Genomic DNA, 24,485 nt, shown 5'->3' on the forward strand with positions numbered 1-24,485 from the left:
CCGCCTGCTATCAGGGCTGTGGACTCTCTGGAAACCGAACTCGAACGGGCCCGTGCCCTTGAGGAGTCGGAACTGGCCGACGCAATCGAGACTATCGGGTTCGAATGCACCCGCTGTGGGGCCTGTTGCAAGGCCGAGTCGGCGTGTGGCGAAGGCGGAGAGAGTGCTGACGAGGTTGACGGGCCCATTGATCGGTCCGGCGAGAACGCTGACTCGGCCGAAACCGATGCCGAACCCCACACTGCGACAGTGTTTCCGGACGAGATTCGGCAGCTACAGGCGGCCGGAGAGTACGACTTCCGCGACGTTGCCCGGCCGATGCCGTACGGACTGGCGGACGGGCCGGACGGCCCCGAAGGAGAGACGTTCGAGTGGGCGCTCCAGACCGACGACTGCGGCGACTGCACATTCTACGCTGAGGGCGATGACGGTACGGGTGCCTGTACGGTCCACGGCGACCGCCCGCTCATCTGCCAGACCTACCCGTTCAGCGTCGCACTCGGCGGGACAAGCCAGCCGATGGGCGAAGCCGTCGACGAGGAAGGAGTCGTTCGGGCCCACGAATGCGAGGGGCTCGGCCGGGACCTCTCCAGAGCCGACGCCGAGGAGTTGGCTGCAGCGCTCAAGGAACGAGCCGTTCGGGAACTGACGGAAGCAATCGGCGTCCGCGACAACTACCGGCCCGTCGATCCGTCAGCCGGACAGGTCGTCGTCCACGACTCCGAAGGGGCAAAGCGCCCCGACGGCAGCCCCTACGAGTAGCGTCACACGTCGTCGATGATTTCGCCGACCGCGAAGTTCGACTTGACTTCGGTGACTTCGATCTTGACTCGTTCGTCGATTTCGGCTCCTGGGACAATAATGACGTAGCCGCGCTCGACGCGAGCGATGCCGTCACCCTGCTTCCCGATGTCTTCGATCTCGACGTAGCGCGTCTCACCCGGTTCGACCGGCGGCTGTGGCTGGTCCGGCGGCGTGTCTGACACCGTCTCTTCGTCCGTCTCTGTCTCCTCATCTGCGGAGATGAGCGCAACGCGATAAGTACTGCCTGAGTCGACTGCGCCCGTTTCGACCTCTCGACGCGGGACCTCCACGACGTACCGGTCCCCCTCGTCGCGGATATCGGCACTGAACAGACACAGCAGTTGATCCGAGATTTCCAATGTGATAGACCTCCGTTCGGCCACAAAACGGCCCATTATTAAAGAACTGCCGGAGCGAGCGATCGCTGTCGTTCAAACTGCGAGGTGACGACGAGCAGCGACGGTGTTTCCCGCCTGTACCAACCGGCTGCCGCGTGGCCCAACTCGCGGCAGTATCCCCGCTTCGAGTGAGGGAAAACCGCCAGAAGGCGAGCCGTTAACCGTCTGTACCAAATCCAATAAGGGTGTCTCGGTACAGCTAGTAACTGTACTAATGAGCGCCACCGCACAAACCCCCAACAGTCCGCTCTCGGACAAGCAGCGACGTATTCTGGAGTATCTCCGTTCCAATGCTGACGACCAGACGTATTTCAAATCGCGGCTCATCGGCGACGAACTCGGCCTTTCGGCCAAGGAAGTCGGCACGAATATGACCGCCATCGCCGACGGCGACCACGACCTGGCCGTCGAGAAGTGGGGCTACTCCTCCTCGACGACGTGGATGGTTGAGGCCTGAGCCGGCGCTGACTCGACGCGGATACATCGCTACTCCCACCTGATCGTCCACACAGGCCCGTGATGTGGGCCTGCGCAGAGAGCAGCCGGTGTCGTCGCTCACCCTCCGTTTCAGCCGCTTTACCTTGACTTTTCAGGATATATTAGCAAACCCGAATGTCTATATTGATAACCATTGAGGCCATAGTTGCACGCATCAATGGGCGAGGCTGGCTCCGCCATCCGGGTGCTTCACGTCGACGACGACCGGCAGTACGCAGAGACGACAGCGGCATTCCTCACACGAGAGCGGACTGCATTCGACATCGAGATCGCAACGAGTGCCCGAAAGGGCCTGCAGCTGCTCGAAACGACAGCAGTCGACTGTATCGTTTCTGACTACGAGATGCCCGGCCAGAACGGTATCGACTTCCTCGAATCTGTCCGCGAAGACTATCCCGACCTTCCGTTTATTCTGTACACGGGCCGTGGTAGCGAAGCCGTCGCCAGTGATGCTATCTCCGCAGGCGTCACTGACTATCTACAGAAAACCTCAGACACCAGCCACTACGCCCTTCTGGCGAACCGAATCGTCAACGCCGTCGAACAGTACCGGTCACAGCGCGCCCTCGAAGCGAGTAAAGACCGGCTCTCGCTGTTTATCGACCAGTCGCCGCTCGGGTTCGTCGAGTATAATCAGGACTTCGAGATCGTCCGCGTCAACGACACCCTCACAGAGATATTCGGCTACACCGAAACGGAACTGCTCGGGGAAACGTGGGAGACGTTCGTGAGTTCGGAGAGCTACGACGATGTCGATGCGGTTACGTCCGCTCTCAGCGAGGCCAGTGGTGGCTACCACAGCGTCAACGAGAACATCAAGAAGAACGGCGACCGCATCGTGGTTGAGTGGCACAATCGCCTCGTTACTGACGATTCGGGCGATGTTGTCACCGTCTTCTCACACTGTCAGGACGTTACGGAGCGCATCGAGCACGAACAGAACCTCGCCCAGTTACGGGACTTCTTCGCCGAGGCGGAAGAACTCGGTACCCTTGGCGCCTGGGAGTACGACGAAAGCGGGATGTCTACCTGGACAGCGGGCACCCGTCGCATCCACGAGGTCGACGACGACTTTGACCCAACAGTCGAGGACGGGCTGTCGTTCTACCATCCCGAGGACAAAGAGATGGTTGCAGATGCCGTTGAGGCGGCCCTCAATGACGGCGATCCGTACGACCTTGAGGTCAGACTCATCACTGCCGAAGGAAACCATCGGTGGGTCCGGACCCGCGGCAAACGCGTTGAGGGTACAGAGAAGCGGACTGTTCGGGGGTTCATTCAGGACATCACCGAACAGAAGGAGCGTGAACGCAGGCTCCGCGTGCAAAACGAGCGACTGGAGTCTTTCGCCAGCGTCGTCAGCCACGACCTGCAGGGGCCACTGACAGTCGCACAGGGGCATCTGGAACTGGCCCAGCAGGAAGTGACAAACGACCACCTCGACAGTATCGGTGCCGCTCACGAACGGATGCAGACGCTCATTGACGATATCCTGACGCTGGCACGAGAGGGTCGCGAGGCAACGACCACTGAGCCTGTCACCCTCCGAACCGCCGCAACTGCGTGCTGGGAGACTGTCGAGACGGAGAGTGCGGCTCTGGAGACTGATACCGACAGCGTCGTCCTTGCAGACCCCGGCCGGTTGCAGCGCCTGCTTTCGAACCTGTTTCGGAACTGCGTGGCACACGGGTCAGAATCCTCGCCCTCTCAGATGCAGCAAGACAGCATGGAGCACGGCTCGATGGGGGGGTCGGGACAGTCCGGCGAGACCGTCGAGAATGACGACGGGGTGACAGTCACTATCGGTGATATCGACGGTGCTAACGGCTTCTATGTTGCTGATGACGGCCCGGGCATCCCCGAAGACGAACGAGACACGGTGTTCGGGGCCGGCTACTCGACCGCCTCCGAAGGCACCGGCTTCGGCCTCGCAATCGTGGCCGATATCGCCGCCGTCCATGGCTGGGATATCAGTGTGACCGACAGCGAATCAGGTGGTGCCAGGTTCGAAATTACCGGTGTCGACAAAGAGACGTAACGGCGACATAGACGTCAGCGGACCAACAGCGAGCAGAGTACCGACGCAAGTGTCACGGGTCGTATCGCAGCAGCGAATCGGCCTCGCCGGCCAGCGCGGCGACATCGTCGCCGAACGAGTCGGCATACCGGATCAGCAGGGTCAGCACGGTTTCGGGTTCCGTCACCGCGTACCCGTCCTCACGGGACAGGAGCCCGGCAGACTCCAGATCGGCGGCGTAGTTGCTCACTGTCGGTCGCGAAACGTCGAGTTCGCTGGCCAGCTCCGACGCCGTCACGTCTGGACGACGCAGCAGGGTGACGAGCATCCCGCGAGCGGTCGAACGCCGCAGGTAGCCAAGCGCCACCTGTTCGAACTCGGAGAACTGGCCGGCCGGGAAGTACCGTCGGTAGTCGCCGTCCTTCTGTGACGTGACGACGGCCTCGTTTTCCAGTCGGTGGAGGTGGTGCTGGGCCTCACCGGTCCCGAGTTTGAGGTCGTCGCGAAGCTTCGAGAAGTGCGTTCCGGGGTGTGCCGAGACGTACCCGGCGATGGCATCGGGTGCATCGCTCTCGCTCCCGCTGTCGCCGAAGCGGGCAAACGGGCTCGCTGCACCGAGGGCGGCAAAGCGACGGAGCGTCGCTCGCTTGTCCTCGTCTACGTCGCCCTCACGCGTCATTGCTACCGAAAAGGTGGGTCGGTAATAAAACGTCTTCGCCTGATTCTCAGTTAATTGTCTTTGTCGACTTCCGACGTTCGCGTCGTGTCGTCCGGACCGCCGGCCACGTCAGTCGTCGACGAGTCGTCGTCGATTTCAGCGTCCATCTCCTGAATCATCTCATCGGCGCTGTCGAGGCCACTGTCCTGACCCTGCTTGATTTTCTGTGCCTCTTCTTCCATCGCCTCGACATCGACTTCGGCTTCCTCGTCGATCTGACCGAGGATCTCCTCGATGTCGTCCAGACCGAGCATCTCGCGGGTCTCGTCGTCGAAGTCAAGCGCTTCCAGCGAGTGCCCGTTCTCCTTCACGTCCGAACCCTGGAGGTGCTTGCCGTAGCGGCCCACCAACGAGGTGAGTTCCTGCGGGAGGATGAACTTCGTCGACTCGCCCTGGCCGATTTCGGCCAGCGTCTCCATCCCCTTGTCGATGACGGCGCGTTCGCCCATCGATTCGGCGGATTTCGCACGCAGGACGGTCGAGATTGCGTCACCCTGGGCTTCCAGAATCTGGCTCTGCTTCTCACCCTGTGCGCGGATGATGTTAGACTGCTTGTCACCTTCCGCCGTCTCGATGGCGGAGCGCCGTTCACCCTGGGCTTCCAGAATCATGGCACGGCGTTTCCGCTCGGCGGAGGTCTGTTGCTCCATGGCCTGCTGGACGTCCTTGGACGGGTTGACCTCGCGGACCTCCACGCTCTCGACGCGGACACCCCACTCGTCGGTGGGCTCGTCCAGTTCCTTTCGGATGCGGGCGTTGATTTCGCCCCGCTTGTTCAGCGTGTCGTCCAGTTCCATGTCACCCAGCACGGCACGGAGGGTCGTCTGGGCGAGGTTGGAGACCGCACGCTCGTAGTTGTCGACTTCGAGGAACGCCTTCTTCGGGTCCATCACCTTGATGTAGACGACGGCGTCGGCGGTCACCGGCGAGTTGTCGCGGGTGATAGCCTCTTGCCGTGGCACATCGAGCGTCTGGGTACGCATATCGAACCGCGTCACGTCGGAGACGAAGGGGTAGATGAAGTGAATCCCCTGGTCGAGGACGCCGCGATAGGTACCGAGGACCGTGTAGGCACCTTTCTGGTACGGGCGGATGATCACGACGCTGGAATACACCAGCGCGATGGCGATCAGGAGGAAGATTACGGTAACGAAACCGATGAGTCCTCCGGGTTGTAGCGGTGCTGTCGCGGGGAACATGACAGTCAGACCTCCGGAGCGCTCAAGGAAAAGGCTTCGGTGTCCCTGTCACAAACTACCGAATCACACACCTACGCCCGCTCGGACTCTCGTTCTGGTTCGGCGTCCCCGTCACTCCGGTTTCGGTCACGTTCGAGCGCGCGGTCGATCTCGTCGCTCGCCGACTCCACCGCTTCGACTTCGAGTACGTTCCCGCCGCCGGGGTCGATGACGATGACCTCCGCTCCCTCTTCGATGGGGTCGCCGGAACTGCGAGCCTGATAGTACGGATTGAAACCGCCGTCTTCCAGTTTGACCTCGCCGTCACTCCGGGTAACGCGCTCGGTCACAGTCCCGAACTGTCCCGTGAGCGAGTCAGAACTGAGCGTCTGGCCGCGGCCCGGCGCAGCGAAATCGAGCTTTCGATATCCCCAGAGCGTGACCGCTGTCGTTGCAAGCACGACGACAGTAAGGATGAGTGGCGCGAGGATACCCAGGCTCGCTGGGATGAACAGCCCGACTAGCCCCGCCGTCAGCAGGGCCACGCCGAGCACGAAAAAGTGGGTCCCGGGAGCGAGCGCTTCGCCCACGATGAGGCCCGCACCGGCCAGAAACAGCAGGATGGAAAGCGACATACCTAACAGTGGTTCGGCCTGCAGCGGGGCAACTGTCGCCAGCGGGTTCACCATGCACGGACTTAGTGTCGGAGCAGGATTAAGTGTCGGGGTGGGGAGCGCACCGCCTCCGCCATTGGTACAGCCTCACGCGTCGCTCGTCCGGACGAAGAACCCGTACAGTACTGCGGTGCCGAGCGCAACGGACAGGACCACGCCGCCGAGTGTGGACGGCGTGTACATCTCCGCCCCAAGGAACATCCGCCCGAGCGAGAGAATCGCGATGCAGACTCCCAGCGCAACGAAGACAACGTTCTCGGGCTTCGGCGCGTCGGGTGTCACTTTCAGGTCCGGGGCGAACGAGCCCGCGACCGCGCCCTCCTCGTCGGCCGCGTCCGTATCGGCCGCGTCACCATCGACCTGAATTACGTCGGCTTCCGTCGCCAGTTCGTACTCTTCGGTGAACGTGTCACCCGTAGCGGCCGCATCGTCTCGTGCGGCCCCGTCGTCATCCATGTTCCGCGGTACGTGCTGTGACTACAAAAGCGCTGGCGACTGCGGTTACTTGATTCGCGTCCCCAGCGGGGCGTCCTCGTGGGTCGTCAGCAGGTCCGCCTCATCGCCGGCGGCAAGCACCATCCCGTTGGATTCGATGCCGAACAGCTCGGCTTTCTCCATGTTCGCAAGAAGGATGACGCGCGTCCCGGGAAGCGCCTCGGCGTCGTGGAGCTGTCGGAGGCCGGCGACGACCTGTCGGACCTCGTGGCCGATGTCGACTTCCAGACGCAGGAGCTTGTCCGCGCCCTCGACCGGCTCGGCGCTGCGGATCTCGCCGACGCGCATGTCGACGCCCTCGAAGTCCTCGAAGCTGATGCGGTCTTCGACAAGAGGCTGAAGGTCGGCGGTGTCTACATCGTCGTCCCCTTCGTCTGCGTCACCGCCATCGCTGTCGTCTTCCGTGTCGTCATTGGCCTCCGCAACCCGGTCCTGTAGCTCCTCGTTGAGCGCCTCGATGTGGTCGTCCTCAACCTGCTCGAATAGCTCCGCGGGCTCGCCGAACTCGGCCGGCGGCGCTTCGAGCGCGCTGTCGAGGGTCACGTCGGCGACGGAGCCTTGTTCGTCGAGCTGGCCCCAGAGGCGCTCGGCCTTGCCCGGCAGCACGGGCTGCATGAGCACCGCGACAGCCTTGGTCAACTGAACGCAGTCGCGGATGACCTGTTCGGCGCGGTCGGGGTCGTCGTTGACGAGGTTCCACGGCTCGTTGCGCTGGATATACTCGTTGCCGTAGTTCGAGAGTTCGATGGCGATTTCGGCCAGTTCGCGCACATCGTACTTCTGAACGGCGGTCTCGAAGTCCTCGATGGCCCCCTCAATTCGCTCGCGTACGTCGTCGCTGACGGCGGCGTCGGGCGTCCCGTCGTAGTTGCGCTCGGCGAACAGCAGCGAGCGGTAGATGAAGTTGCCGACGTTGCCCACGAGTTCGCCGTTGACCCGCTCCTGGAAACGGTCCCACGAGAAGTCCACGTCGGTGTCGATCTGTGCGCCGGTCGCGATGTAGTACCGGAACAGGTCGGGATGGAAGCCGGCGTCAAGGTACTCGTCGGCCCAGACGGCACGGTTTCGTGAGGTCGACAGCGCGTTGCCGTCGATGCCAACGAACCCGGTCGCCAGAATCGACCGGGGCTCGTTGTACCCCGCGCCGCGAAGCATCGCGGGCCAGAACACCGCGTGGTGCTGGATGATATCGCGGCCGATGACGTGGATGATCTCGCCGCTGTCGTCGGCCCACTCGTCGTCCCACTCGGTGCCGTGGCGCTCCTCGCCGTCGATCTTCCAGACCGCTTCCCAGTCGTACTCGTCGTCACCGACGCGCTCGGCGTACTGTTTCGTCGAGGCGACGTATTCGATTGGTGCGTCGACCCAGACGTACAGCACCAGTTCGTCGCCGCCGTCGACATCCTCCGGATAGTCCACGCCCCAGTCCATGTCCCGCGTGATACAGAGGTCCTGCAGTTCACCCTCGATCCACTCGCGGGGCTGGTTCTGGGCGTTGTCGGTCCCCTCCAGACGGTCGAGAAAGCCCTGGAGGTACTCCTGGAAGTCAGCGAGGCGGAGGAACTTGTGCTCGCGGGTGCGGTACTCGGCGGGGTTCCCGGTTAGGGTCGACACTGGGTCCTCGATTTCGCCAGGTTCGAGGTGGCGCTGGCATCCCTCGTCGCACTCGTCGCCGCGGGCCTGCTCACCGCAGTAGGGGCAGGTCCCCTCGACGTATCGGTCGGGGAGGGGCTGGTCCTCCTCGGTGTCCCAGGCGACCTCGATTTCCTTCTCGTGGACGTGGTCGTTTTCGACCCACGAGCGGACGAACTCCTGGGTGAGTTCGACGTTGGTCTCGTCGTCGGTGTGTCCGTAGTTGTCGAACTCGATGTTGAACTGCGGGAACGTCTCGGCGTAGGTTTCGTGGAAGTCAAGCGCAAACTCCCGCGGTGCGACGCCTTCTTCGGCGGCGTTGACCGCGACTGGCGTGCCGTGCATATCTGACCCCGAAACGAACGCCGTCTGCTGGCCGATCCGCCGGAGGGCGCGCGACAGCGCGTCCCCGTCGACGTACGTCCGGAGGTGGCCGACGTGCAAGTCACCGTTCGCATAGGGCAACCCGCAGGTCACGACCGCCGGCTGGTCCGTCGGAAACTCGTCGTTGCTCATACCTGTTCGTGTGCCACCGACGGGTCAAAAGGGGGTTGGTTTCGGTGTGGTGGCCGCGCGCCGGGTCACAGCAGCACGAGCGTGCCACCGGCAAGCCCGAGTGTCACGACAAGCCGCCCGGCACTGCCGAAGAACGTCGCTGCGCCGAACCGATAGTAGTCGCGTTCGAGGACGGTAAACGCGTAGATAGAGATGGTGTCGGGGAAGAAGGGCACACAGAGCGCAAGCGCCAGACCAACGTAGCCGTACTTCTGTGCGAGCTGTACCGTCTTCTTCTCCGACCACTCGATGATGTTGAACCGTGAGCGCTTGATCCAGCGCACGAGTGGGCCGTACTCCTTTGCCTCCTGGCCGATGTGGAAGGCAACGAGACTGCCGAACGCCTTCCCGAGACCACTGACGAGGATAATCGCCACTATATTCCCGTTCGTAGAGAGTCCAAGCCGAAGCGTTTCAGCCGGAACCAGCACGACTTCGCTCGGGAGCGGGAGAATGAACGCGATCAGAAACGAATACACCGCGATGATACCCAGTCCGGTTGGACCGGTGGCCGTACAGACGGCCTCTTCCAGCGGCGACAGTGGGGTGCCGGCGGTCGTACAGTCTCCGATGAAGGCAATGAACGCTGTGGTCGGTACTACCAGGTCCACGCCTCTCTGTAGCAAACAGGCACTTCTAAACCTTCGTATGTCTACTCGGGAGCATTCAATACCAGTATGTTCGACAGTCTGTCACACACTCAGACAGCAACTTAGTACCAGTCGAGATCTGCCACGAACGACCGCAGCATCGACCGCGTGACCTGCGGCACCACCTTTTTTACGTCGGGTGTCCTCGGCCGCAGGGCGGCCTTCGGGCACCACTCCGTAAAAAACGTGGGCGAAAAAGCCGACCGCTCGGCCGTAGGCCTCGCAATCGGTGGACACCCCTCGCTTCGTTTGTGGCGGCGTGGCTCATGCCTCCCGCTACAGCCGACTCAGTACCAGTCGAGATCCGCGACGAACGACCGCAGCATCGACCGCGTGACGTGGGGCATACACACGACGCGCATCTCGCCGGCCCCGGTCTTCGACACTCGCCAGCCCCGGTCCCGGAGTTCGTCTGTCATCGGCATCGAGAGGTCGGCCGCGACGAGGGGGAGCTCCGGGCCGACCACGTCGTGGCCCCGCGCCGACAGCTGGTCGGCCAGCCAGTCGGCATTGGCCATCGAGGTTTCGTACTGCTGCTCGTAGCCCGCCGGCCACAGCGACTCCATCGCCGCGACGGCGGAGGCCACGCCAGCGCCCGACCGGGTGCCCGTCAGCGTAAGCTGGTCCGTCGATTCCAGATACGGCGTTTCGACGGCAAGTTCGTCGAGCAGCGATCGGTCGCGGGCTAACAGTCCGCCGGCGGGGACCGCCGCTTGCCCGACCTTGTGGGGGTCAATGGTCATCGTGTCGATGTCCGCGTGGCCGAAGTGCCAATCGTGGTCGGTGAACGGAAGGTAGAAGCCGCCCCAGGCGGCGTCGACGTGACAGAGGGCATCGACCGTCTCGGCGAGGTCGGCGATAGCCGGAATCGGGTCGACGTAGCCGTACTCGGTCGAACCAGCGACGCCGACGACACACACCGTGTCCTCGTCGACGAGCTCCGCCATCGCCGCCATGTTGACGCGGTAATCCGCCGCCGGCGCGGTCCGGAGTTCCACGCCAAGCACGTCGGCGGCCTTGGTAAAGGAGAAATGCGCGTGGACGGGCGCAACCACGTTCGGGTCGTCCGTGTCGGCGCGGTTCCGGGCGATGCGTATCGCCTGTAAATTAGCCTCCGTCCCGCCCGAGGCGACGTAGCCCGCGGGGTCGGAGAGTCCGGTGATGTCGCCGAGATACTCGACGGCCTCACGCTCCAGATCGGCGATGGTCTCGTACGTGCCCGGGTCTCCGGGGTTCGTCGCGAGGAAGCGTTCTGCCGCTTCGCGTGCCGATGGATGCGGCACGGTACACATCGACGAGAGGACGCGCTCGAAATCCTGTGGCTCTGCCCGCTGGAGCATCTATCGGGTGTATAGCGGGGGAGTGATTTAGCCGTTGTGCTCGTGCGTGTCGTTGTCTGCTGTTTATTCGCTCCAGTGGCAGAAGACTGGCCAGGACGGGCTAGCTATCCGTACGCAGTCCGTTCGCGTGCTCACCGTCCGAATTACCAGTTCGACGGTCCGATTTTCTTCGTCGCCTTCGCGCGAAAGCCCGTGGGACCGATCAGCGACTCGAAGACGGTCTGGCGCTCGGTGTCGAGTGCGCCGCCGAAGGAGCCGACCCGCATCGTCCGATACGTCTCGAACCCTTTGTCGTTGGAGTAGAAGTAGACGCTGCCGTGCAACAGGCCGTGGATGAGTTCGTCCGACCGCACGTCGCCCGCTGGTCGGTCGAGCTTGACGAAGGCCACGTTCCCCCAGTTGACGACTGCCTCTCGGAGCCCCATGAGGAACGCGACCTCGTGGTTCTGTGGCAGACCGAACTCCGTCGCCCGTTCGAGATCGGTCAGCGAGTCAATGACGATGAGCGTCTCTGCGGCGTCGCTCACCCGGTCACTGATGTCGGTAAGCAACTTTTCGAACGTCTCTTCCGTGGCCTCTCGCTCCGGCGGCTCCGCATCGGGCTGTTCGATTTCGGCGTCGCTCCGTCGAGCATCGAACAGCGGCTCTGGGACCGGCAACAACTCCATGAACCGCTGGGAGAAATCCGCGACGGTCATATGCTCCGTGAGCGTCTCGAACTGGTAGCCGTCGAGGACGGCGTCGAGTTCGCTGTAGACATGCTCGCGGTCGTGCGAGAGCGTGATGTAGGTCACCGACTCCGGAATTGCCTCGCTACGCCTGGCGATGCTGTTTGGGACCATCTCGGGGCGATGCTTCGCAAGCATTAGCGTCGCAAGACTGGTGTAGGTGAAGGCGTCGCCCCCCGCGTCGGAGGCCCCGGCCAGCAGGACTGTGCTCCCGGTCGGAATCCCCCGAACCTGTCCGTCCAGCCCGGGGATGCCGAAGGGGATGTACGACACACCGGAGCTGATACTCTTGGCTTCCGGTGTCGATTCGGGTGCCATACCGCAATGAGGCGAACAGCGCAAAAAAGCCTGCTGGCTACGTCAATCGGCTGCGGTCTCAGCGGACCGATTCCAGCAGGAGTCGCTGTTCGACGCGTTTGACCTCGTGTTGCACGTCACGCACGGCGTCGATGTTCGGCGAGATGGAGGTGACCCCCTCGTCGACGAGGAAGTCAACCATCCGGGGCTTCGAGGCGGCCTGCCCGCAGATACTCGTGGCGACGTCGTGCTCGCGGCAGGTCCCGATGACCTGGCGCATGAGTTCGAGGACGGCCGGGTGGAGTTCATCGAAGCGATCGGCAACGTTGCCGTTGTTGCGGTCGACGGCCAGCGTGTACTGGGTGAGGTCGTTCGTCCCGAAGGAGACGAAGTCGATGCCAGCCTCGCAGATGCCCTCGATGGACAGCGCGCTCGCCGGCGTCTCGACCATGACACCCCAGTCGCGCTTCTCGGGGTCGATGCCGACCTCCTGCATCAGCGCCTTCGCCCGCAGGATGTCCTCGGCGTCGGTGACAAGCGGGAGCATCAGCTCGACGTTGTCATAGCCCAGGTCGTACAGGCGCTCGAACGCGCGGAGTTCGAGCTTGAACTCGCCGGGGCGGTCGAGCGACCGTCGGATGCCCCGATAGCCCAGCATCGGGTTGTGTTCGCTGGGCTCGTCTTCGCCGCCCTGCAGCTGGCGGAACTCGTCGGAGGGCGCATCGAGCGTGCGGACGCGGACCGGGCGTGGGTAGAACGCCTCGGCCACCGAGCGGACGCCCTCGACGATTTCGTCGACGTACGCGCGCTCGCCGTGGTCCTCGACGTAACGCGAGGGCGTCTTGTCCGTCGAGAGAATCATGTGCTCGATGCGCAGCAAGCCGACGCCGTCGGCCCCCGTCGCGGCGGCCCGCTCGGCGGCCTCCGGAATAGAGACGTTGACCTTGACCTCCGTTCCGGTCATCGGCTTCACCGCCGAATGTGTCTCGACCGGCCCGGCGTCTTCCTCCTCTTCAGTCGTCTTGGGGACATTGGCCCCTTTCTCGACTGTGCCCTTGTCGCCGTCCAGGGTTATCGTCTCGCCGTCCCGGAGCTTCTGTGTCGCGTCCTCGGCACCGACAACAGCCGGGACGCCGAGTTCCCGGGAGACGATGGCGGCGTGACTGGTCATTCCACCCTCGTCGGTGATGATGCCGTTTGCGCGTTTCATCGCCGGCACCATATCCGGGGTGGTCATCTCAGCGACGATGATGTCGCCGTCCTCGACCTTGTCGAGGTTGTCGAGTTTGTCGACGATGCGGACGACGCCGGTGACCCGGCCCGGTGCGGAGCCGATTCCGGAGAGCCGAACCGCCTCGGACTGGCTCTCCATCGCCCCGCCGTCGGCGACACCCGACTTTGCCCCCGGCGGCTGACTCTCGGCTTCGTTGGCCGACCCGGCGCTCTCTTCGGGGTCGTCGATAGTAGTGATCGGGCGGGACTGCAGCAGGTACACCTCGCCCTCGTAGACTGCCCACTCGACGTCCTGTGGAGTATCGTAGTGATCCTCAACGCGTTCGCCGACCTCTAAGAGTCGGTGAATCTCCTCGTCAGAGAGGACACGCTCGTTGCGCTTCTCTTCCGGGACGGAGCGTTCGATGGTCTCTCCGTCCTCACCCCGAACGCACATCACCTTCTTGTCGGCGACGGTCACCTCGTCGATGGTCTCCGTCTCGCGGTCGATAATGTAGTTGTCGGGCGAGACTGCCCCGGAGACGACCGCTTCACCCAGTCCCCACGCAGCCTCGATGATGGCCGTCGGCCCACCGGTCGAGGGATGGCTGGTGAACATGACGCCGGATTTCTCCGCGTCGACCATCTGCTGGACGACGACGGCGATGTCCACCGCGTCATGAGCGAAGTCGTTCTCGTTGCGGTAGTAGATGGCCCGCTGTGTGAACAGCGACGCCCAGCATTCCTTGACCCGCTGTAGGAGGTCCGTACGCGAGACATTCAGGTACGTGTCCTGTTGGCCGGCGAAAGAGGCGTCCGGGAGGTCCTCGGCGGTCGCTGAGGACCGCACCGCAACGTCCTCGTCGCCCATCTCGTCGTAGGCGGCCAGCAGGTCCTCGCGGACCGACGGCGGGGTGTCCGTTTCCAGGATCAACTCCTGGGCGCGTTCGGCCGCCTCGGCCAGCGCCTGCGAGTCGTCGCTGTCGACATCGACGGCCTCGAACAGCGGCTCGTCGATTCCAGTTGCTTCGATGAACGACCGATACGTGTCGGCGGTAACGACGAACGCCGACGGAACGGGCAGACCCGCTCCGGTCAGTTCTCCGAGAGACGCCGCCTTGCCGCCGACCCGCGCCAGGTCGTCGGCACCGATTTCATCGAGCCACAGTGTTGGCATGGACTCATTCGTATCATCTTCAACGACAATTAAGGATGTTCCGGTTGCCATCAGTGAGAGACTCCTCTTCACTCGATTTCGAGTGAATCAGGCAGTCACGCCGCCGGTGCCGTTGTGCGGTCACGCCTCGATGATGTCGTCGTCGTCGACAGCGGGGACGGTCACTGTGCCGTCCAGTGCGGTCACGCCGCGCCCGCCAACCCACACCTCGGTCCCGTCGGTATCGACTGACACCAGCCCAGGTCGGTCGCGGAAGTGTCCGCCCTCGGCGATGATCTGTTCAATAGTGTCATCGAGCGCCCCGTAGCGACGGACGAACGCCGCGCAGGCCCCCGACGCCGCCGCAGTTACCGGCTCTTCGGTTCGGCTCCCGGTCCGGAAGGCGCGGCCGTGGAACGTCGACCGGCGCGTCGCGTCGGCACCGACGGTATCGAACGTGAACGGATACACGCCGGCCGCGTCCACGCGGTTACAGAGCGAGGCGATAGCGGCAACGTCAACGCTGAGATGGCTCAGATGCTCGAAGTAGTTGACCGGCACCATGAGCCACGACTCGCCCGCGTCGGCCGTCACAAGCGGGAGGTCCGCACCCACGTCTTTGAGCGTGGCCGCGTCGAGTCCGAGTGCGTCCGCAACATCGCTGTATGGGATATCTACTTCGGTGATGTCGGCCCGTCCTTGCTCGACCCAGACCATCCCGTTCTGTTTTGTCTCGACAGCGACGTCGCCCCTAGCGGTGGCGACCGTCCACTCGCCGTCGCCGATCTCGCCACGCTCGGAGAGTGCCGCATGAGCCGCAACTGCGGCCGTCTCCGCCTGTGCCAGTTCTTCGGTCGGGGAAAAATAGCGAAGCCGGCGGTCAGCGTCGCCCGCCGGCAGGACGAACGCCGTCTCGGTGGCCCCCAGTTCGCTGGCGACGGCCTGCATCTGGTCGTCGGTCAGTCCGTTGGCTTCGGGGACGACGCCGGTCGGTGTGCCTGCCGTCGGCTCCGCGGCGAACGCGTCGACAAGCAACGCCTGTCGGGTATCCATGGCACGGAGTTGTGCTGACCCGCAGATAATCTTTTCCGGAGTCGTCGGTGGTGCCCGACGACGAGTTCCGATGAGATACGTGACGCTGACCGGGACACGCCCCTGACGGACGACTTTAGTACAGGGAGGTATCACTGGAACGTATGAGTGAGGACGTCGATCTCCCTGAGAGCCACCCCCGCTACGAGTCGCTTTTGACCCGCCACCGTATCGAAGCGGGCGTCGACCGCGGAATTACCTCCCGGCAGGGACTCATCGCCCAGGGCCGCGGTGAGGCCTTCGACTACCTGCTGGGCGAGCACACTCTCGACAGCGCCGACGACGCCGAGCGCGCCGCCGCGGCACACCTTCTGTCCGCTGACCACGCCGTCATCTCGGTCAACGGCAACGCTGCTGCTCTCGTGCCCGGCGAACTCGTTGAACTCGCCGAGGTGACCGGCGCAGACCTCGAAGTGAACCTGTTCAACCGGACCGAGGAGCGCATCGAGGCTATCGCCGAGTATCTCCGCGAACACGGCGCGACAGAGGTGAAGGGGCTGACCGCCGACGGGCGAATCCCCGGACTCGACCACGAGCGCGCGAAGGTCGACGCCGACGGCATCGGCGCGGCTGACGTGGTGCTCGTCCCGCTGGAGGACGGCGACCGCGCCGAGGCGCTGGGTGAGATGGGGAAGACGGAACTGGTCATCGACCTCAACCCACAGAGCCGCTCGGCCGAGGTGGCGACGGTGCCTATCATCGACAACATCATCCGCGCGATACCGAACATCACCGAGCACGCGAGGGACCTCCGTGGCGATCCGAATGCCCAGCAAGACGCCATCGACGCGTTCGACGCCGACAACGCTCTGACCGCCGCCGAGCGGACGATTCGGGAGGGCGACCTCGAATGAGCCTGCCACCGTACATCTATGCCGACCGTCGGGTGCCAGACGAGGAGACCGTCAGGGAGACCCTCGACCAGCGGACGATGACGGCCTTCGGCGACACTGAACAGCTGGAACGCCTCCACCGGGTGTTCTATCCGGTGTTCAAGGTCGACTACGAGTACGAGACTGGGAAGGGGAAGCTGCTCGGGACGACGACGAAGTCCGAGACGGCGTTTCTCGACGGGCTCTGGGCGGACAACGACCAGGCCGTCTCGCAGTACGTCGACGACACCGACGCGGTGGTCCGCCGAGCGACCAGCGACTACGATTTCGGCCGCAGCGATCCGGCACTTGGCCGCTCTGTCCTGCTACAGTTTCAGGTTACTGACGACGACGCCCGGTCGCTACTGCCCCAGCGCGTCGCGGAGTACCGCGACCAGCAACAGGACGCCGCCTCCGGCACGGCCAACGTGTTCCTCCGGAAACTGCGCGAGTCTTACGGGCTCCCCGGGGATTTCGACCCTGACGGGTTCGACGGTGTGACCGATGTCGACCGCCTGTATCTCCCCTTCTGGCTCGCCGAGTACCACTCGCCCGACAGCACGGACGTCAAGCTCGTCACGTTCCGGGACCCAGACGCCCCGACCGAGGACCTGAAACGCCACGGCTGGCTCGCGGAGTTTTTGAGCGCCGAACCCCGCCGGCTGGCCGAGTACGGCTACGAGGTCAACCCAGACCGGCTCGAACGGAACATCCGGGAGCGGATCGACCAGTCCGGCGAATCCGGCTCGGCCGGGATGGGCGGCGATTCTGGCTCCGACAGCACCGACGGCGCGCCCTCGATAAACCGCGAGCGCCCCTCTGATGACGGGACCGTAGTTCAGCCGGACGGCGTCGATATGCAGGCCGACGGGCTGGTCGACCCGGACCCGTCCCGGAGCTTCGCCGACGTGGGCGGGATGTCCGAGCTACTGGAGACGCTCAACCACAAGGTCGTCCGGCCGTTGCAGGACCCGAGCGCCTTCGAGGAGTACGGCATCGGCGTCGTCAACGGTGTCCTGTTGCACGGCCCGCCCGGCTGTGGGAAGACCCACGTCGCTGGCGCGCTTGCGGGCGAGGTCGACCACGCCTTCATCGAGGTCACGCCCGCCGACGTGACGAGCAAGTACATGGGCGAACCCGCACAGAAGGTCGAAGAGCTGTTCCAGATCGCCCGCGCGAACGCGCCCTGTATCCTCTTTATCGATGAAATCGATGGTATCGCTGGCGCACGCGACGGCGATAGCAACATGAACAGCAGCGAGCAACAGCTGGTGAACCAGCTGCTCACCGAACTCGAAGGCATCGCAGACGAGGATGTTGTGGTACTGGGCGCGACGAACCTCGTCGAGGACGTGGACGACGCCATCCGCCGCTCGGGTCGGTTTGACGAGCGGGTGGAGGTCCCCCCGCCGGACCCCCAAGCTCGCAAGCAGATTCTGGAGATTCACCTTGCTGGCCGACCCACTGCGGCCGACATCAACCTCGACCCCGTCGTCGAGGAGACGGCCGGCTTCGCGGCCAGCGACATCGAACTTCTCGCCGAGGACGCCGCCCGAAAGGCGTTGCGGGCGGATGCCCCGATCGGGACGGACCATCTGCTGCAGGCCGCCACGGAGACCGACACCAGCATCCCGGACTGGGTCGACCCCGAAATGGTCGCGGAAAACGGCGTCGTCCAGCCCGATGGCGTCGACCTGCAGGCCAGTTCGCTCGTCGAAACCGACGCCGGACGCGACTTCGCTGACGTGGGCGGGATGGGCGAACTGAAGGACCGACTCGAAGACACGGTCCTCGACCCACTGGAGAACGCCGACGCCTACGCTGAGTACGGTATCGACGTGCTCTCCGGGCTGTTGCTGTATGGCCCGCCCGGCTGTGGGAAGACCCACCTCGCCGGCGCGCTCGCGGGCGAACTCGGCCACAGCTTCGTCGAAATCAGCCCCGCGGACGTGACGAGCAAGTGGATGGGCGAGCCGGCCCGCAACGTCGCCGAGGTGTTCGAGGTGGCCCGCGCGAACGCACCCTGCGTGCTGTTCATCGACGAAATCGACGGTATCGCCGGCTCCCGGCGCGGCTCGATGAACACGAGCGAGCAACAACTGGTCAATCAGCTGCTCACCGAACTCGAAGGCGCGGCGGCCGAGGACATCGTTGTGGTCGCCGCGACGAACTTCGTCGAGGACATCGACGCGGCGCTGCGGCGCTCTGGCCGGTTCGATGAGCGCGTGGAGGTCCCCCCGCCGGATACCGAGGCTCGAAAGCAGATACTGGAAATCCACCTGCAGGACCGGCCCGTCGCCGGCGACATCGACTGGGACACCATCGTCGAGCCGACGGCTGGCTACGCGGCCAGCGACCTCGAACTCGTCGCCGAGGACGCGGCTCGCCACGCCCTGCGAGACGGCTCGGAAATCACGCAGGAACACCTCGAAATCGCCGTCTGGGAGACCCATTCCAGCATCGCGGACTGGGACGATCGGGAGCGCTACCAGGGAGCGGAGAGCACCGCGGATCTGGGGCTCGGGTCTTGAGGCCGGGTCACTCTAGCTCTTCGTCGAGCGCCGCAGCAACCCGCTCGGTGAAGGCCGGTGACTCGACAAGCGCGCCCGCGGCCTCGATGTCCTCGTGGACCGGCCGGTCAGCCGTCAGCTTCGGGACCACCGCGCGGACGGCGTCGTAGGCCTCGGCGGACCCGACACCCAGTTCGAGGCCGTCGTCGACGAAGTCGGCGGCCTGCGCCCCACAGCACAGCTCAACGCCGAGAATCGCGGCGGCGTTTCGTGCCGTTTTCCGGGCCAGATAGGCCGACTGCGCGCTCATGCTGACATGGTCCTCCTGATTGCCACTGACGGGGGTGTTGTCCATCGAGGGCCGGCCGAAGGACCGACATTCGTTCAACAGCGCTGCGGCGGTGTACTGTGCGATCATGTAGCCCGAGCGGACGCCGCTTCGCTCGGTGAGAAACGGCGGGAGGTGTGGCTCCTGCAGATTGGGGTTGAGCATCCGGTCGGTCCGGCGCTCCGAGATGGCTGCGAGTTCGGTGAGCGCGTTCGTCAGATAGTCGAGGCGCATGGCGAGTACCGCGCCGTGGAAGTTCCCGCCGGACAGCACGCCCGCGCTGTCGGAGCCGGAGGCCCGGTCGTCGACGCTCACAGCGCCTGCCTCGCGGCCCACCTCTCGTCGGTCGCTCCCGCTCGCTTGGTTCGAGGACTCGCCGTGCTCGTCATCGCGGGGGAACACCAGCGGATTGTCGGTCGCGCTGTTGAGTTCCACCTCGACGGCCTCCCGGAGGTGGGCGACGGCGTCACGGACCGCGCCGTGGACCTGCGGCAGGCAGCGCATCGCATAGGCGTCCTGCACGCGGTCGCAGTTGCGGTGTGACTCGACCACATCGGAGTCGGCCGTCAGCCGCCGGACGTTTCGCGCGCTGGCGGCCTGGCCAGCGTGGGGCCGGACGGCGGTGATGGCTTCGTGGGACGGCACTGTCGAGGAGAGGGTCACCTCTGTCGTGAGCGCGCCAGCGATGTCGGCGGCGGCGACCAGTTGTTCGGCGTCGTTGAGGAGTAGCGCGGCGATGCCGACGGTCAGTTGCGTCCCGTTGATGAGCGCCAGCCCCTCCTTGGCCCGGAGCGTCACCGGTTCGAGGCCGGCCGCGTCGAGCGCCTCGTCGCCGGGGAGTCGCTCCCCCTCGACCTCGGCTTCCCCTTCGCCGATGAGTACCAGCGACATATGGGCGAGCGGGGCGAGGTCACCGCTCGCGCCGAGGCTGCCCCGCGACGGAACGACCGGGTGGACACCCGCGTCGAGCATCGCCACCAGCAGGTCGACAACGGACTCGCGGATGCCGGAATACCCCTTCGCCAGCGTGTTCGCCCGCGTAACCATCATCGCCCGGACCTCCTCGGTCGTCAACTCCCGCCCGACAGCGGCGGCGTGGCTCCGCAGGAGGTTCCGCTGGAGGGCACCGAGGTCCTCGCGTGGGATGCGCTCGTCGACGAGGTCGCCGAAGCCGGTGGTGACGCCGTACACCGCCTCGCCGCTGTCCAGCACGCTCTCGACGCGCTCGCGGGACTCGCGGATTCGCTCACGGGCGGTCTCGGCAACGGTGACAGTTGCGCCGTTCCGGGCGACGGCGACCACGTCAGCGGGCGTAAGCGACTCGCCGTCGAGGACGACTTCGTCGGTCATGGTTGCACCTCCCGGTCGTATGACTCATGTGTTGGGGTGCTGACGACCGAGCCGCCTTTCAGAACGGTGTCGACGACGTTGGTCCCGTACTGGTAGGGAATGTGGACGTGACTCGGCGCAGCAAGGACGACGGCGTCACCGGGCGCGCCCTCCCGGAGCGTCCCCAGTCCATCAGTCCTGTTCAGCGCGAGCGCGGCGTGTTTCGTCCCAGCGATTAGCGCCTCGGCCGGCGTCAGTCCCATCTCGACGCAGGCCAGCGACAGCGCAAAGCCCATGCTGTGGCTGTGGCAGTTCGGATTGAAATCCGTCGCCACCGCGACGGGCGCACCCCGGTCGCGGAACGCCGCCGCGTCCGCGTACGCTGTGCCGAGACCGAACGCCGTTCCGGGGAGCAACACCGGCGTCACGTCGGCTTCGACAAGCGCGTCGATATCCTCTTCTGTCGCGTGGAGGAGGTGGTCGGCACTGGCCGCGCCCACGTCCGCCGCCAACTGCGTCCCGCCGATGTGGGCTAGTTCTTCGGCGTGAACCTTCGGTGTCAGCCCGGCGGCGGTGCCTGCTTCGAGGACTCGCCGGGACTGCGCGACCGAAAAGACGCCCTCCTCGCAGAACACGTCGCAGAACTCGGCGATGCCCTGCGACTCGACCGCTGGAATCTGCTCGTCGACGACCGCCGCGGTGTAGTCGTCGGTGTCCCATCCCTCGGGGACCGCGTGTGCGCCCATGAACGTCGGGACTACGTCGACGGGATGGACTGCGTCGGCGCTGTCGATGACTCGGAGCATCTGTAGCTCCGTCTCCGTATCGAGCCCGTAGCCCGACTTCACCTCGACTGTCGTCGTCCCGTGGGCGAGCATGGTATCGAGATGGGCCAGCAGGTTCGACAGCAGCGTTTCCTCGTCGGCGTCTCTGACCGCTCGGACCGTTCGGAGGATGCCACCGCCTTCGGCGAGGATGTCTTGATAGGACTTCCCGCGCAGTTTGGCTGCGAACTCGTCAGCGCGGTCGCCGGCGAACAGCCCGTGGGTGTGAGGGTCGACGAAGCCCGGCACGACAGCCTGACCGCTGGCATCGATAGCGTGACTGGCGCTCTCCGGCGGGTATTCGGCGGTCACCTCCGCGGTCGGACCGACAGCGGCGACCGTGCCGTCAACGATGGCGACCGCGCCATCCTCGTAGGTCTCCAGGCCCCGACCGTCCGCCGATGGACCCGCAACGAGTTCGTCCGCGCCGTAGACCACAGCATCGAGGGTTGTCATCGGTCACCTCCCAAGCCGCTGAGGAAGTGCGCGACGGCACGGGCCCCGGCACGCGCGGTCCGGTTCCCGGCGTCAAGCGGCGGCGCGCATTCGACCACCTCGAACCCGGCGACACGGTCGTCGGACGCCACGCGGCCCAGCATCCGGAACAGTTCCCGCGTCGAGAGGCCGCCCGGTGTCGGTGCGCTCACGCCCGGTGCGGCTGCGGCGTCGAGCACGTCGAGGTCCAGACTGACATAGACGGCGTCTACGTCGCCGAGTGCGGTGAGCGCGTCGTCCACCGCGCCAGCGGGCTCATCGGCCACCGACTCCGGCGGCAGGACTGTCCCGCCCTGCTCGGCGAGGTAGTCGTGGTACGCTGTCGAGGTTTCGAAGTGGCGCGCGCCGACGACGGCCAGCGTGTCGAGGCCCGCATCGTGGAGCTGACGGTACGGCGTCCCGCTCGTCGGTTCGTCCTGCACGGCGCGGCAATCGAGATGGGCGTCGAAGCTGACCACGCCGACAGTGTCATCAGCCACCAGCGGCGCGGCGTTCGGGAACGTCAGTGAGTTGTCGCCACCGAGAAACACCGGTACCGCGCTCGTTGCATGGATTCGGGCCGTTAGCGAACGGACGGCACGCTGGACCTGTGCGACGCCGCCGGCCGGAATCTCGATGTCACCGAGGTCGGCGACTGCGTGGACCGGCCCGCGTTCGATGTGGTGTGTCTTCGTTCCGCCGAGTTCGCGCCGGAGGGCCGTCGGGCCGGCACGCGCGCCCGCCCGTCCGATGACGGCTCCGTCGTACGGCTCGCCCACCAGCACAGCGTCGTACTCGCCAGCAGTCGTGAGCGTGGCAGTCTCGACGATGTCACCGAACTGCTCGTCGTTTGGGTCGCCGGATGGGGCGGTCCACGGCGAGGGTGCTGTCAGGTCGGTCATTGGTCGCTGTTGCGGTCGCGCATCGGGACCGCGACGTCGTTCTCGTCGGCGATATCCTGTGCAATCTCGTAGCCCGCATCGGCGTGGCGAATAACGCCCATCCCGGGGTCGGTCGTGAACACACGGCGAGCCTTCTCGGCTGCGAGATCAGACCCGTCGAGGACGACGTGATTGTTCGTGTGGAGAGAGTTGCCGATGCCGACGCCGCCGCCGTCGTGGACGCTGACGATATCCGCGCCAGCCGCACAGTTCAGCAGGGCGTTCAAAATCGGCCAGTCGGCGACTGCGTCGGTCCCGTCCTTCATCGCCTCGGTTTCGCGGTTCGGCGAGGCCACGCTCCCGGCGTCCAGATGATCGCGCGTGACGACGACCGGCGCGGAAATCTCTCCGTCGGCGACGAGTTCGTTGATACGGAGCGCGAGGCGGGCGCGCTCGGTCAGCCCGTCCTCGGTCGCGTACCCCAGCCAGCACACCCGCGAGGGAAGCCCCTGGAAGGACACCTGCTCTTGGGCGAGGTCGATCCAGCGATGGAGGTCGTCCTTCTCCGGGAACAGCTCCCTGACTGCGTCGTCAGTCCGATGGATGTCTGCGGGGTCGCCTGAGAGCGCAGCCCAGCGGAACGGCCCCTTGCCTTCACAGAACAGTGGACGGATGTAGGCGGGAACGAACCCCGGGAAATCGAACGCGCTGTCGAGGTCGCGCTGGTCCTCGACCTGCCCGCGGATGTTGTTGCCGTACTCGAAGGCGATAGCACCCCTGTCCTGCAGTTCCAGAATGCCTTCGACGTGGCGCTGCATCGTATCAAGGCTTTCTGCGACGTACGTTTCGGAGTCGCGCTCGCGGAGTCGGTCGGCTTCCTCGACGGTGTAGCCAGCGGGGTAGTACCCTTCGAGTTCGTCGTGCGCGCTCGTCTGGTCGGTCACTACGTCGGGGACGAACCCCATCTCAAGCATCTCCGCAAGCATATCCGCGGCGTTCATGTGGACACCGATGCTGTAGGGCTCACCGTTCGCCGCGGCCTCCTGTGCACGCTCGATAGCCGCCGCGAGATTGTCGGTCTTCTCCTGACAGTACCCCGTTTCGATACGGCGGTCGATGCGCTCCTCGTCGACTTCGGCCGCGATGCAGACGCCGTGGTTCATCGTCACCGCGAGCGGTTGCGCGCCGCCCATTCCCCCGAGGCCGCCGGTGACGACAATCTTCCCGCGGAGGCCGTCGTTGTCGGGGTAGTGTTCCCGGGCGAGCGCGGCCAGCGTTTCGTAGGTCCCCTGAATGATGCCCTGTGTGCCGATGTAGGCCCACGAACCGGCGGTCATCTGGCCGTACATGATCTGCCCCTTCGCTTCGAGTTCGTGGAAGTGCTCCCAGTTGTCCCACTTGCCGACGAGGTTCGAGTTCGCGATGAGGACGCGCGGGGCTTTCTCGTGGGTTTCGAACCGACCGACCGGCTTGCCGCTCTGGACGAGGAGGGTTTCGGTGTCACCGAGTTCGCGGAGTCCGTCGACGATGGTGTCGTAGGCGTCCCACGACCGGGCCGCACGCCCGGTCCCGCCGTACACGACCAGCTCTTCCGGCTTCTCGGCGACGTCGGGGTCGAGGTTGTTGTTCAGCATCCGCAGCGCGGCCTCCTGTCGCCACCCTTCACACTCGATATCGGTGCCGGTGGGCGCACCTTGGTACTCGCGCCACTGTTCCGAGGGCGTCCCGACGTCGTGGTCGGTATCTGGGGTAGACTGCTGTGCCATACCACACCATTAGTAGAGAACCGTGTTAGCAGGTTATCACCGTTCGGAACTGTTTTT

20 protein-coding genes are annotated in these 24,485 nt (G+C 64.9%); 5 read left to right on the plus strand and 15 right to left on the minus strand.

Translation table 11 applies throughout. From position 1 onward, the window contains the following. Window positions 1–18: 18 nt before the first annotated feature. A complete protein-coding gene (locus AV059_RS11550; RefSeq protein WP_058994542.1) occupies window positions 19–762 on the plus strand; it encodes a YkgJ family cysteine cluster protein in 744 nt (247 codons plus the stop codon). A gap of 2 nt (window positions 763–764) precedes the next feature. Here the strand turns inward: AV059_RS11550 and AV059_RS11555 are convergent, their stop codons facing one another. Then, window positions 765–1,163 (minus strand): TRAM domain-containing protein, encoded by a 399-nt coding sequence (locus tag AV059_RS11555; RefSeq protein ID WP_007188818.1) that lies wholly within the window; start codon window positions 1,161–1,163, stop codon window positions 765–767. A gap of 253 nt (window positions 1,164–1,416) precedes the next feature. On the opposite strand from AV059_RS11555, the gene AV059_RS11560 reads away from it, so the two are divergent. Then, the gene (locus AV059_RS11560; protein ID WP_004957888.1) at window positions 1,417–1,659 is read left to right on the plus strand and encodes a hypothetical protein; all 243 of its coding nucleotides are present in this window, start codon (window positions 1,417–1,419) and stop codon (window positions 1,657–1,659) included. Between the two features lie 198 nt (window positions 1,660–1,857). Then, complete coding sequence (locus AV059_RS11565) at window positions 1,858–3,738, plus strand: hybrid sensor histidine kinase/response regulator (RefSeq protein WP_058994543.1); 1,881 nt, start codon at window positions 1,858–1,860, stop codon at window positions 3,736–3,738. A 52-nt stretch (window positions 3,739–3,790) separates the two neighbouring features. Here AV059_RS11565 and AV059_RS11570 read toward each other — a convergent pair whose 3' ends face one another. From AV059_RS11570 to AV059_RS11615, 10 genes are all read right to left on the minus strand, one after another. After that, on the minus strand, window positions 3,791–4,396 hold the full coding sequence (locus AV059_RS11570; protein ID WP_004517143.1) for a MarR family transcriptional regulator: 606 nt from the start codon (window positions 4,394–4,396) through the stop codon (window positions 3,791–3,793). A 50-nt stretch (window positions 4,397–4,446) separates the two neighbouring features. Beyond that, the gene (locus tag AV059_RS11575; RefSeq protein WP_058994544.1) at window positions 4,447–5,634 is read right to left on the minus strand and encodes an SPFH domain-containing protein; all 1,188 of its coding nucleotides are present in this window, start codon (window positions 5,632–5,634) and stop codon (window positions 4,447–4,449) included. Between the two features lie 71 nt (window positions 5,635–5,705). Then, window positions 5,706–6,302 carry an NfeD family protein gene (locus tag AV059_RS11580; protein ID WP_058994545.1) on the minus strand — a complete coding sequence of 199 codons (597 nt, stop codon included), beginning with the start codon at window positions 6,300–6,302 and terminating at the stop codon, window positions 5,706–5,708. 72 nt (window positions 6,303–6,374) lie between these two features. Then, window positions 6,375–6,743 (minus strand): hypothetical protein, encoded by a 369-nt coding sequence (locus tag AV059_RS11585; RefSeq protein ID WP_058994546.1) that lies wholly within the window; start codon window positions 6,741–6,743, stop codon window positions 6,375–6,377. 45 nt (window positions 6,744–6,788) lie between these two features. Next, the gene (gene metG, locus AV059_RS11590) at window positions 6,789–8,930 is read right to left on the minus strand and encodes a methionine--tRNA ligase (RefSeq protein WP_058994547.1); all 2,142 of its coding nucleotides are present in this window, start codon (window positions 8,928–8,930) and stop codon (window positions 6,789–6,791) included. Window positions 8,931–8,995: 65 nt separating this feature from the next. Continuing rightward, on the minus strand, window positions 8,996–9,580 hold the full coding sequence (locus AV059_RS11595; RefSeq protein WP_058994548.1) for a YqaA family protein: 585 nt from the start codon (window positions 9,578–9,580) through the stop codon (window positions 8,996–8,998). Between the two features lie 326 nt (window positions 9,581–9,906). Next, window positions 9,907–10,959: a tyrosine decarboxylase MfnA gene (mfnA, locus tag AV059_RS11600; protein WP_058994549.1), complete on the minus strand. Its 1,053-nt coding sequence runs from the start codon at window positions 10,957–10,959 to the stop codon at window positions 9,907–9,909. Between the two features lie 143 nt (window positions 10,960–11,102). Further along, window positions 11,103–12,005 carry a hypothetical protein gene (locus tag AV059_RS11605; protein ID WP_058994551.1) on the minus strand — a complete coding sequence of 301 codons (903 nt, stop codon included), beginning with the start codon at window positions 12,003–12,005 and terminating at the stop codon, window positions 11,103–11,105. A 58-nt stretch (window positions 12,006–12,063) separates the two neighbouring features. Then, entirely contained in the window at window positions 12,064–14,373 is a 2,310-nt protein-coding gene (gene ppsA, locus AV059_RS11610; protein WP_058997585.1) for a phosphoenolpyruvate synthase, read from the minus strand. 120 nt (window positions 14,374–14,493) lie between these two features. Next, entirely contained in the window at window positions 14,494–15,405 is a 912-nt protein-coding gene (locus tag AV059_RS11615; RefSeq protein ID WP_058994554.1) for a PhzF family phenazine biosynthesis protein, read from the minus strand. A 143-nt stretch (window positions 15,406–15,548) separates the two neighbouring features. Here AV059_RS11615 and AV059_RS11620 point away from each other — a divergent pair, with 143 nt between their 5' ends. Together AV059_RS11620 and AV059_RS11625 are read left to right on the plus strand one after the other, a co-directional pair. Continuing rightward, window positions 15,549–16,298 (plus strand): 4-phosphopantoate--beta-alanine ligase, encoded by a 750-nt coding sequence (locus AV059_RS11620; protein ID WP_058994556.1) that lies wholly within the window; start codon window positions 15,549–15,551, stop codon window positions 16,296–16,298. Then, window positions 16,295–18,847 carry an AAA family ATPase gene (locus AV059_RS11625; protein ID WP_058994558.1) on the plus strand — a complete coding sequence of 851 codons (2,553 nt, stop codon included), beginning with the start codon at window positions 16,295–16,297 and terminating at the stop codon, window positions 18,845–18,847. The genes AV059_RS11620 and AV059_RS11625 overlap by 4 nt, the downstream gene beginning before the upstream one ends. Before the next feature lie 7 nt (window positions 18,848–18,854). Here the strand turns inward: AV059_RS11625 and hutH are convergent, their stop codons facing one another. Genes hutH through hutU form a run of 4 tightly spaced genes read right to left on the minus strand, consistent with a single transcriptional unit; the run spans window position 18,855 to window position 24,428 of the window. Beyond that, window positions 18,855–20,504 carry a histidine ammonia-lyase gene (hutH, locus tag AV059_RS11630; protein WP_058994560.1) on the minus strand — a complete coding sequence of 550 codons (1,650 nt, stop codon included), beginning with the start codon at window positions 20,502–20,504 and terminating at the stop codon, window positions 18,855–18,857. Next, window positions 20,501–21,763, minus strand: a complete 1,263-nt coding sequence (gene hutI / locus AV059_RS11635) for an imidazolonepropionase (protein WP_058994562.1) — start codon at window positions 21,761–21,763, stop codon at window positions 20,501–20,503. Before hutI ends, hutH begins: the two co-directional genes overlap by 4 nt. Continuing rightward, the gene (gene hutG, locus AV059_RS11640; protein ID WP_058994564.1) at window positions 21,760–22,683 is read right to left on the minus strand and encodes a formimidoylglutamase; all 924 of its coding nucleotides are present in this window, start codon (window positions 22,681–22,683) and stop codon (window positions 21,760–21,762) included. Before hutG ends, hutI begins: the two co-directional genes overlap by 4 nt. Continuing rightward, entirely contained in the window at window positions 22,680–24,428 is a 1,749-nt protein-coding gene (gene hutU, locus AV059_RS11645; RefSeq protein WP_058994566.1) for a urocanate hydratase, read from the minus strand. The genes hutG and hutU overlap by 4 nt, the downstream gene beginning before the upstream one ends. Window positions 24,429–24,485: the final 57 nt, after the last annotated feature.

This window comes from Haloarcula sp. CBA1127 (assembly GCF_001485575.1).
GTDB lineage: Archaea > Halobacteriota > Halobacteria > Halobacteriales > Haloarculaceae > Haloarcula.

What these genes read in the sequence shown, in the direction of transcription:
- hutG (WP_058994564.1), bottom strand. Translation starts at nt 22,683, where the DNA reads ATGACCGACCTGACAGCACCCTCGCCGTGGACCGCCCCATCCGGCGAC.
- AV059_RS11570 (WP_004517143.1), bottom strand. Translation starts at nt 4,396, where the DNA reads ATGACGCGTGAGGGCGACGTAGACGAGGACAAGCGAGCGACGCTCCGT.
- ppsA (WP_058997585.1), bottom strand. Translation starts at nt 14,373, where the DNA reads ATGCCAACACTGTGGCTCGATGAAATCGGTGCCGACGACCTGGCGCGG.
- hutU (WP_058994566.1), bottom strand. Translation starts at nt 24,428, where the DNA reads ATGGCACAGCAGTCTACCCCAGATACCGACCACGACGTCGGGACGCCC.
- AV059_RS11585 (WP_058994546.1), bottom strand. Translation starts at nt 6,743, where the DNA reads ATGGATGACGACGGGGCCGCACGAGACGATGCGGCCGCTACGGGTGAC.
- AV059_RS11565 (WP_058994543.1), top strand. Translation starts at nt 1,858, where the DNA reads ATGGGCGAGGCTGGCTCCGCCATCCGGGTGCTTCACGTCGACGACGAC.
- AV059_RS11620 (WP_058994556.1), top strand. Translation starts at nt 15,549, where the DNA reads ATGAGTGAGGACGTCGATCTCCCTGAGAGCCACCCCCGCTACGAGTCG.
- AV059_RS11575 (WP_058994544.1), bottom strand. Translation starts at nt 5,634, where the DNA reads ATGTTCCCCGCGACAGCACCGCTACAACCCGGAGGACTCATCGGTTTC.
- AV059_RS11615 (WP_058994554.1), bottom strand. Translation starts at nt 15,405, where the DNA reads ATGGATACCCGACAGGCGTTGCTTGTCGACGCGTTCGCCGCGGAGCCG.
- hutH (WP_058994560.1), bottom strand. Translation starts at nt 20,504, where the DNA reads ATGACCGACGAAGTCGTCCTCGACGGCGAGTCGCTTACGCCCGCTGAC.
- AV059_RS11560 (WP_004957888.1), top strand. Translation starts at nt 1,417, where the DNA reads ATGAGCGCCACCGCACAAACCCCCAACAGTCCGCTCTCGGACAAGCAG.
- AV059_RS11580 (WP_058994545.1), bottom strand. Translation starts at nt 6,302, where the DNA reads ATGGTGAACCCGCTGGCGACAGTTGCCCCGCTGCAGGCCGAACCACTG.
- AV059_RS11625 (WP_058994558.1), top strand. Translation starts at nt 16,295, where the DNA reads ATGAGCCTGCCACCGTACATCTATGCCGACCGTCGGGTGCCAGACGAG.
- metG (WP_058994547.1), bottom strand. Translation starts at nt 8,930, where the DNA reads ATGAGCAACGACGAGTTTCCGACGGACCAGCCGGCGGTCGTGACCTGC.
- hutI (WP_058994562.1), bottom strand. Translation starts at nt 21,763, where the DNA reads ATGACAACCCTCGATGCTGTGGTCTACGGCGCGGACGAACTCGTTGCG.
- AV059_RS11605 (WP_058994551.1), bottom strand. Translation starts at nt 12,005, where the DNA reads ATGGCACCCGAATCGACACCGGAAGCCAAGAGTATCAGCTCCGGTGTG.
- mfnA (WP_058994549.1), bottom strand. Translation starts at nt 10,959, where the DNA reads ATGCTCCAGCGGGCAGAGCCACAGGATTTCGAGCGCGTCCTCTCGTCG.